Source organism: Pseudomonas sp. D4002 (assembly GCF_013385665.1).
Lineage (GTDB): Bacteria > Pseudomonadota > Gammaproteobacteria > Pseudomonadales > Pseudomonadaceae > Aquipseudomonas.
In genome coordinates, this window is the sequence record NZ_JACAPN010000012.1 from 61,154 (window position 1) to 70,135 (window position 8,982).

5 protein-coding genes are annotated in these 8,982 nt (G+C 62.4%); all 5 read left to right on the forward strand.

Going from position 1 to position 8,982, the window contains the following annotated elements; genetic code table 11:
* Positions 1–213: 213 nt before the first annotated feature.
* The 5 genes from HX824_RS05025 (at position 214) to HX824_RS05045 (ending at position 8,878) form a co-directional block, all read left to right on the forward strand.
* Positions 214–1,365: an LLM class flavin-dependent oxidoreductase gene (locus HX824_RS05025; protein ID WP_008430513.1), complete on the forward strand. Its 1,152-nt coding sequence runs from the start codon at positions 214–216 to the stop codon at positions 1,363–1,365.
* Positions 1,366–1,385: 20 nt separating this feature from the next.
* Positions 1,386–2,435 (forward strand): ABC transporter substrate-binding protein, encoded by a 1,050-nt coding sequence (locus HX824_RS05030; protein ID WP_177054217.1) that lies wholly within the window; start codon positions 1,386–1,388, stop codon positions 2,433–2,435.
* Between the two features lie 126 nt (positions 2,436–2,561).
* A complete protein-coding gene (locus HX824_RS05035) occupies positions 2,562–3,620 on the forward strand; it encodes an ABC transporter substrate-binding protein (protein ID WP_003212534.1) in 1,059 nt (352 codons plus the stop codon).
* Between the two features lie 331 nt (positions 3,621–3,951).
* A complete protein-coding gene (locus HX824_RS05040; protein WP_177054218.1) occupies positions 3,952–6,216 on the forward strand; it encodes a TonB-dependent receptor in 2,265 nt (754 codons plus the stop codon).
* Positions 6,217–6,415: 199 nt separating this feature from the next.
* Positions 6,416–8,878, forward strand: coding sequence for a TonB-dependent siderophore receptor (locus tag HX824_RS05045; protein ID WP_177054219.1), 2,463 nt, complete (start codon positions 6,416–6,418; stop codon positions 8,876–8,878).
* Positions 8,879–8,982: the final 104 nt, after the last annotated feature.

The following is an 8,982-nucleotide window of genomic DNA, read 5'->3' on the forward strand; positions in this document are numbered from 1 at the left end:
TTGCCGCTTTTTGTACGGACCGCAACAACGGATATGTACACAAAGTGCTTCACCTACAGCACCCACTGCTGACCCAGTGTTGCTACAGACGCACCCCCACCCCCAAAAAACCCACAACCCCCTGCCCCCGTTGGCCCAAGCCCCCATGGCATGCCCGTTGCAGTCCCAATCCCCAAAGGTCCCCGCACCCAATACGACTGAACCGGAGCACCCATGACCACTGAATTCTTCTGGCGCCTGCCGCTGGGCACCGACGGCCCCCAACTCACCACCGACAAACACAACCGCGGCAACCCCACCTACCGCCCCGGCAACATCGCACCAGGCCGCCTGCCCAACGGCCAACCCGACGACTTCACCTACATCGACTACATCGCTCAGGTCGCCAAAGCCGCCGAACTCGCCGGCTTCGAAGGCGCCCTGCTGCCCACCGGCCCCGAACCATGGATCGTCGCCGCCGCCCTGGCCCGAGAAACCCGGCGCATCAAATTCCTGATCGCCTTCCAGGCCACCTGGACCCTGCCCGCCTACGCCGCCCAACAAGCTGCGATCCTGCAAAACCTCAGCCGTGGCCGCGTGGAGTGGAACATCATCACCGGCGGCAACCCCGCCAGCCAGCGCGCCAACGGTGACTTCCTCGAACACGACCTGCGCTACAAGCGCACCGGCGAATTCCTCGACATCATCCAGGGCCTCTGGGAGCACGAAAAATTCTCCTACAACGGTGATATCTACCAACTGGAAAACGGCGCTCTGCCCCACGGCCTGCACCACGAACGCAAGCCCGGCGTGTACTTCTCCGGTTTCTCCGACGCCGCCCTCGACGTCGCCGCCAAACACGCCGACGTGTACCTGAACTGGGCCGAACCCATCGACAAGCTCAAGCCACACATCGAGCGCGTACGCGAACTGGCCGACAAACAAGGCCGCACCGTGCGCTTCGGCCTGCGGGTAGACCTGTTCGCCCGGGAGACCGAGGAGCAAGCCTGGAAAGACCTGCGTCGCCAGTTCGACAAGCTCGAAGGCAAGAGCAGCCAGGTCGCCAAGGGCTTTACCAGCGGCTCGGACTCGGTCGGCGGCGCACGCCAGACCGCGTACCACCAGAACGTCGACCGCTTCGATGACCTGATCATCGGTCCCAACCTGTGGGCCGGTTTCGCCAAAGCCAAACCGGGTCCGACCGTGGGCCTGGTCGGCAGCCACCAGAACATCGCCGAGCGCCTGGTGGAATACCGCGACGCCGGCTTCTCGACCTTCATCCTCGCCGGCAATCCACACCTGGAAGAAGCGTTGCGCATTGGCCAGGAAGTCCTGCCGCTTGTGCACCAACGCCCGGCGATCCAACCTTTGAAAGCCAGCGCCTGAACGCTGTGGGAGAACTCCTGATGACCCAACCTCTCGATACGCTCTGGTACACCCGCTGCCCCGTGCCCACCGGCCTGGGCATTGCAGTGCAAAAAGGCTGGCTGCAAGACACAGTCGGTGCCCTGGGCACCGAGGTGCAGTCGCTGCGTGAGTCCGATGACAAGGCGGTGCGCGAATCGCACTTCGATCACACCCTGCGCAATTCGGTACGCCATGGCGGCAATATCCCGGCGATCTGGGCCCGCGCCCAGGGCCGGGAAACCCGAGTGATCGGCCTGTCGTGGGCAGATGAAGTGCAACTGATCCTGACCCGCCAGGACAGCGGCATCAAAACCGTCAAGGACCTCAAGGGCCGTACTTTCGGCTTGCCGGACTGGGCCGGCGCACAGATCGACTTCACCCGCGCCCAGGCCCTGCGCGGGCTGGAAAACGCGTTGTCACTGGAAGGCCTGAAAGTCGGCGACGTGAAGCTGAAGAACTTCCGCTACGGCGGCACCTTCAGCGATACCCCGGTGCGCAATATCGCCGGTACGCCAGTCACGCAAAAAGTCAGCGAACGCAACCTGGAGCTGATAGGCCTGCTGCGCGGTGAAGTCGATGCGATCTTCCTCAAGGGCGCCCACGCCGCCCAACAGGCTCATGATTTCGGCCTGCACACGGTGATCGACACCGGCTCGCACTCGGACCCGCTGATCCGCAGCAACAACGGCACGCCGCGCACCCTGGCGGTGGACCTGAACCTGCTGGAAAACCACTTCGACGTAGCCACCGGCATTCTTGACTCGGTCCTGCGCGCCGAGCAATGGGCCCACACCCACTCGGAGGAAACCCGGCGCTACCTGGCCCAGGAAACCAACAGCAGTGAGTATTGGGTCACCGCCGCCTACGGCAACGACGCCCACTTGCGCCTGCGCACCGAACTTGATGAACAGGCAATTGCCGCGCTGCAGGACTTCACGCATTTCCTGCACCGCTGGCGCTTTATCCCGAAAAGCTTCGACGTGCGTGAATGGATTGATGCACGGCCGCTGGAAGCACTCTTGAACGGCAAAACCGCGCTGGCAGGCTAACCCCTGTAGGAGCCGGCTTGCCGGCGATGACGGCCTTGAATGGGGTATTGACCTTTCGGGCCTCGTCGCCGGCAAACCGGGCTCCTGCAAAGGTTTCCTATTTCATGGATTTGAACGAAGACCCTTATGAGCAAACCACTCGATACTCTCTGGTACACCCACAGCCCGGTTCCCACCGGCCTTGGCATTGCTGTGCAGTCCGGTCGCCTGGCCGAGGCGTTCCTGCCTTTTGGCACCAATATCCAGTCGTTGCGCGAGTCCACGGAACGGGAAGTTCGCGAGGCGCATTACGACCATCACCTGAAAAACTCGGTGCGCCACGGCGGTAATATCCCGGCGATCTGGGCCTACGCCAGTGGCGTGGAAACCCGGGTGTTGGGTTTGTCGTGGAGCGACGAGGTGCAGTTGATCCTGACCACCGCCGAGAGCGGTGTGCGCAGCGTGCGCGACTTGAAAAACCGGCGCTTCGGCCTGCCGAAATGGGCCAACGTGCAGATCGACTTCACCCGTGCCCAGGCCCTGCGCGGCCTGGAAAACGCCCTCAAGCTCGAAGGCCTGGAAGTCTCGGACGTAGAGCTGGTGGACTACCCCTACGGCGGCACCTACAGCGACAACCAGGTGCAATACGTCTACGGCTCCCCGGCGAGCCTTGGGGTGAGCCGCTTCAGCCGGCGCAACAACGAACTGATCGGCCTGCTGCGCGGTGATATCGACGCGATCTTCCTCAAGGGTGCCCACGCCGTGCACCTGGCCAACGAGTTCGGCCTGCATGTGGTGGTGGACACCGGTTCGCACCCGGACCCGCTGATCCGCTCCAACAACGGCACGCCACGCACCCTCACGGTGGACATCAACCTGCTGCAGGAGCACTTCGACGCCAGCGTGAAAATCGTCGACACCGTGCTGCGCACCGAGCAATGGGCCTGGGCCAATCCGGACGAGACCCGGCGCTTCCTGGCACAGGAACTCAACACCAGCGAGTACTGGGTAACCGCGGCCTACGGCGAAGATGCCCATCGTCGGCTGCGTACCACGCTCGATTCGCGCTCCATCGAAGCCTTGCAGGATTTCACCGATTTCCTGCATCGCTGGAACTTCATTCCACGGCGCTTCGATGTGCGCGACTGGATTGATTTCAGCGTGCTGGAAAAGGTCATCGGCTCCACCTCCCGCGTGGCTGTTTGACCTCCCCCACGTAGCAGCTGTCGAGCCCAGGCGAGGCTGCGTAAACGGTGTATCTGACACACCGCAAACGCAGCCTCGCCTGGGCTCGACAGCTGCTACGGCAACACTTCTCTTGCTGCTCCAGCAGCACCCTCCAAGCAACTTCTGCTGAATCTTCGACAGGCTTTTCAAGCGGCCTTCGGCTGCGCTTTCAATTGTTCGAAAACGTCCTCTTCTTGAATTTTTTAATCGTTATATATCAATATCTTACAATCATGTATCGACCCTGAAATCTGCTTGGCACGATCTCTGCTCTAGCCCCTTCAAGGAAACTTTTCCGGGGGAGATTTCAATGCATACACTCAATCCAATCACCAAGGGCCTGTGGCTCGCTTTACTGCTGGCAGGCGGCACCGCCAGCGAACATCTGCTGGCCGCCGACGCTGCCGAAAACGATGCAGGCAAAACCGAACCGTCGCTGAAGACCGTGACCGTGACCGCACAACACCGGGAAGAAACCCTGCAAGAGGTTCCGGTCGCGGTGTCGGCGGTACAAGGCACCAGCATCATTGCCGACGGCGTGCGGTCGATGGGCGATATCACCACCTTCATTCCCAACGCCTCGGCGAAAAACCCCGACGGCGACGGGCGCCCGCGCTGGTACATCCGTGGCCTGGGCACCGGCGACACCGGCGCGGCCACTGTGTACCCGGTGGGCATCTACGCCGATGACGTGTACCTGAACGCACCGATTGCCGGTGGCGGTCCGCTGTTTGACCTCGAGCGCATCGAGATCCTGCGCGGCCCCCAAGGCACGCTGTATGGCAAGAACACCACGGCCGGCGCGGTGAATATCATCTCGAAGAAACCGACCTTCGACACCGACGGCTATGGCACGATCGGTTTTGGCAGCAAGAACGAACGCATCGTCAACGGCGCCATCGGCGGCACCCTGGTTCCGGAAAAACTCGCGGCGCGGATCTCGCTGTACTCCGAGGAACGCGACGGTTTCCAGAAAAACCTGATCGACGATCACACCTACGGCGACGTCAACAAAAAGGCCGTGCGCCTGCAATTCTTCGCCCAGCTCAACCCGGACCTGGACGCGCTGTGGAAGATCCACAGCCGCGAGTTCAAGGGCGACGGCGCCAACGGTGCGCTGACCCTCGGCCGTTACTACAACGTGGGCTACACACGCCCCGCCGGGCGCAATATTGCGCTGAACGTGGACGACGACTCCAAGCTCAACCATGACGGTACTTCGCTGACCCTCAACTGGCACTTGGGCGATTACACCCTCACGTCCATCAGCGCCTACGACTACATCCGCGGCCAGTCCAGTGGCGATGCCGACTACACGCCCTACGAGGTCAACGGCACCTCTACCGCCGACAACAAATACACCCAGTACTCCCAGGAAATCCGCCTGGCCTCGCCCCAGCAGGAAACCCTGCGCTGGTTGGCCGGCGCGCACTATTTCCATGAAGACCTGGACAGCAGCGCCGGACGCTTCATCGCCCCGGGCCCGACACCCAATGGCACCGGCTCGAACCAGGTCAACGGCGCGACGGACTTTCGCGACCTCAATTACAACCACACCACCGACAGCTACGCGCTGTTCGGCAACCTGACCTACGACCTCACCGACAACTTCAGCGTGACCGGTGGCCTGCGCTGGACCCAGGAAAAGAAAGACATCGACCTCAACCTCACTCAGTTGACGCGCGCCACCGCCAATGGCCCGCTGATTCCCCTGGGCGGCGTCGGTACCAACGGCAACCGCCAGGAAGACAAGACCTGGGAAGCCTGGACCTATGACCTGACCCCGGAATACCGGATCAACGACAACGTGCGGGTGTTCTTCCGCTATGCCCACGGCTTCCGCTCGGGCGGCTTCAACACCGGGCTGTCCACCAGCCTGTCGCAGCTGACCACGGTGGACCCGGAACAACTCGATGCCTACGAATTCGGCGTGAAGTCCGAGTGGTTCAACCATCGCCTGACGGCCAACGCGAACATCTTCTACTACGACTACTCGGACATTCAGGTCAACCTGCTGACCGTCAACAACGGCGTACTGACCACCGCGCTGACCAACGGCGCCAAGGGCAAGGTCAAGGGCGCCGAGCTGGAACTGGAAGGCCAACCCACCGACTACCTGCACCTGCGGGCGGCGATTTCGTTCCTGGATACCGAATACACCGACTTCAAAAACACCAACCCCAACACCGGTGCGGTCACGGGTGACTACAGCGGCAACAGCTTCGTGCGCTCGCCGCGCAACGTGGTGTCGCTGGGTGGCGACTACACCATCCCGCTGGAAATCGGCGGCAAGCTGGTGGCCGGTGCCGACGTGAGTTTTCGCGACAAGGAATACTTCCTCGCCGACCGCCAGAGCATCGCCGACAAGGACTTGAGCCAGCCGCACTACACCTTGGCCAACAGCCGCCTGACCTGGTACAGCGCCGACGAAAAACTCAGCGTCACCGGGTTTGTGAACAACCTCACCGACCGCCGCTATCAGGTGCATGGCCGGCCGAACGGCGGGCTGGGGCAGTACGTGATCACTTACGGCGACCCACGCACCGTGGGGCTGAGCGTGACCAGCCGCTTCTAACTTCAGCCGCCGGACACTATTCACCAAACGCCGGAGATCAAATGTGGGAGCTGGCTTGCCTGCGATAGCGGTGGGTCAGCCGACCATTATGTGGCTGTGCCGCCATCATCGCAGGCAAGCCCGCTCCCACAGTTGACCTTCTTTGTTTGAGCCATAGCACCCGGCCGCCCTCGTCAACACGCTTCGAAAGGACCTTTCTATGTTCCAACGTACTCCGTTGGCCGGCGCCATCGCGCTGGTCATGGGCAGCCTTGCCGTGCCTGCTGTAGCCGCCGATGCGCAGCCCACTGCCAAGACCGACAAGCTCGACACCGTGGTGGTACTCGGCACCCGCCGCAGCGACGTCACCGCGCTGCAAAGCGCCGCACCGGTAGATGTGCTGAGCGGCGAGCAATTGCAGCAAACCGGCGCTGCCGACCTGTCCGGCGCACTGACCGCACTGTCGCCGTCCTTCAGCTTCCCGCAGTCGCCCCAGGGTGCATTTGCCGGTTCCATCGCCCAGGGCGCCTCGCTGCGCGGCCTGGCTTCCGACCAGGTGCTGGTATTGGTGGATGGCAAGCGCCGCCACACCAGCGCCAACATCACCCGCCAGAGCCTGGCCAACGGTCGTGGCGCGGCAGCGGTGGACTTGAGCCTGATCCCGTTGAGCGCGATCGACCACGTGGAGATCCTGCGTGACGGCGCCGCCGCTCAATACGGCTCCGATGCGATTGCCGGGGTGATCAACATCGTGCTCAAGCAAAAGGACGACGGCGGCAACGTCGGCTACCGTTTCGGTGGCTACAACAAGGGCGATGGCATGCAGCGCAAGTACAGCGGCTGGAAAGGCTTCGAACTGCCGAATGACGGTTTCCTGACTTTGAGTTTCGATGCCGGCAGCCAGGACCCGGCCAGCGACACCAACCCGGACAACCGAATCTTTTATCGCGGCGACACCAGCGTGAACACGCCGCGCGAGCAGAACAACCGCTATCGAACCTGGAACTGGGGCTCCAACAGTGTCTCCGACCAGTACAACTTCCTGGCCAACGGCGAGATGGGTGTGGGCGAAGGATTGACCGCCTACGGGTTCGCCACCTATTCCCACAAGAACACCGACTCCACCGGTTTTTTTGACCCGCCCACCGCGCTGTACAACAACTACGGCAGCGTTTCCTTGCAGCGTTATCCGGACGGCCGTTTGCCGATCACGCGCTACACACTGGAAGACTATGCCGCCACCGGTGGCCTGCGGTACGAAAACGAGCAACTGGGCAAGTTCGACCTGGCGCTTAACCACGGCACCAACATCGTCAAGTCCACCGACTACAACGCGATCAACCCCAGTTGGGGCACCAACAGCCCGGCGACGATCTACACCGGCGAGCGCAAGAACGACCAGACCAACGTGACCCTGGATTGGGTGCGGGACTTCCCCACCGACTTGCTGTTCAAGCCGCTGACCGTCTCCGCAGGCCTGGCCTGGCGCGAGGAAAATTACCAGTTGAGCGCAGGCGCGCCGGCCGCCTCGCAGAACGGCCCGCTGTTCAACACCGTTGACCCGGTGACTGGACGCCGGCTCACCGGGTATTACTCGGGTATCACCCCGGTGGATGCCGACTCGCTGCAACGCAAGGTGCTGGGCGCGTATCTGGATGTCGAAGGCCAGGTCACCGAGAAGTTCCAGGCCGGTGTCGCAGTGCGTACCGAGCACTATTCGGACTTTGGCGACACCACCAACGGCAAGCTGTCGCTGCGCTACGACTTCACCCCGCAGATCGCCGCACGGGCCAGCGCCAGCACCGGCTATCGCGCACCGTCCCTGGCGCAGAGCGGCATGTCGTCGTTCAGTGTGCAGGTGGTGGAACAGCCGCCGGGCAGCGGCAACTACGTCGAGGTGCAGCAGCGCACCTTGCGCGCCAACAGCCCGGAAGCCCAGGCCCTGGGCGGCACACAGCTCAAGCCCGAGGAGTCGACCAACTACTCGCTGGGCCTGGTCTGGCAACCGCTGGACAACGCATCGGTGACGGTGGATGCCTACCGCATCAACATCAACAACCGCATTACCCTTTCCGACCAATTGCCGGCCTCGGTGGTCTCGCCGATCTTCGCCGGGACGCCTTACGCCAATATCCAGAGCGCGGCGTTCTACACCAACATCGCCGACACCCGCACCGACGGTATCGAACTGACCGGCAACTACAAACTCGACCTGCAGCAATGGGGCCGGGTGAACTTCAACGCCGGCTATGCGCGTAATCGCACGCAAATCACCGACCTGCGCAACGTCGGCAACATCGCGGGCAACCAGATCATCGGCCGCACCACCCAAGGCCTGATCGAGCACGGCACCCCGGACTACAAGCTGACCCTCAGCGCCAACTGGGCCTATGAAAAGTGGGGAGTCACCGTGGCCCAGCGCCGTTATGGCGAATGGAAAAGCCTCAACGCCGCCAACCCGAACCTCGACCAGACCTTCAGCCCGCAATGGGTCACCGACCTGGACGTGTCCTACAACCTTGGCAAGGGGATCAAGCTTTCAGCCGGTGCGACGAACCTGTTCAACACTCACCCGGACAAGGCTTCCGGCGCGCAGTTGTACGGTGTGCCGATCTACTCGATCACCAGTCCTGAAGGCGCCCAGGGTGCGTTCTACTACACCAGTGTGAGCTACGACTTCTGAGGTAATTGCTGATGGGGTGTTGCTGCAGCAGCACCCCATTGTTGGCCAGGCATCATTCGGGCATTCGGATGTACACCCATCCATTGTGGGAGCTGGCTTGCCTG

Excerpts from the sequence above, each read along its gene's own strand:
- HX824_RS05040 (WP_177054218.1), top strand. The coding sequence starts at position 3,952 with ATGCATACACTCAATCCAATCACCAAGGGCCTGTGGCTCGCTTTACTG.
- HX824_RS05035 (WP_003212534.1), top strand. The coding sequence starts at position 2,562 with ATGAGCAAACCACTCGATACTCTCTGGTACACCCACAGCCCGGTTCCC.
- HX824_RS05030 (WP_177054217.1), top strand. The coding sequence starts at position 1,386 with ATGACCCAACCTCTCGATACGCTCTGGTACACCCGCTGCCCCGTGCCC.
- HX824_RS05045 (WP_177054219.1), top strand. The coding sequence starts at position 6,416 with ATGTTCCAACGTACTCCGTTGGCCGGCGCCATCGCGCTGGTCATGGGC.
- HX824_RS05025 (WP_008430513.1), top strand. The coding sequence starts at position 214 with ATGACCACTGAATTCTTCTGGCGCCTGCCGCTGGGCACCGACGGCCCC.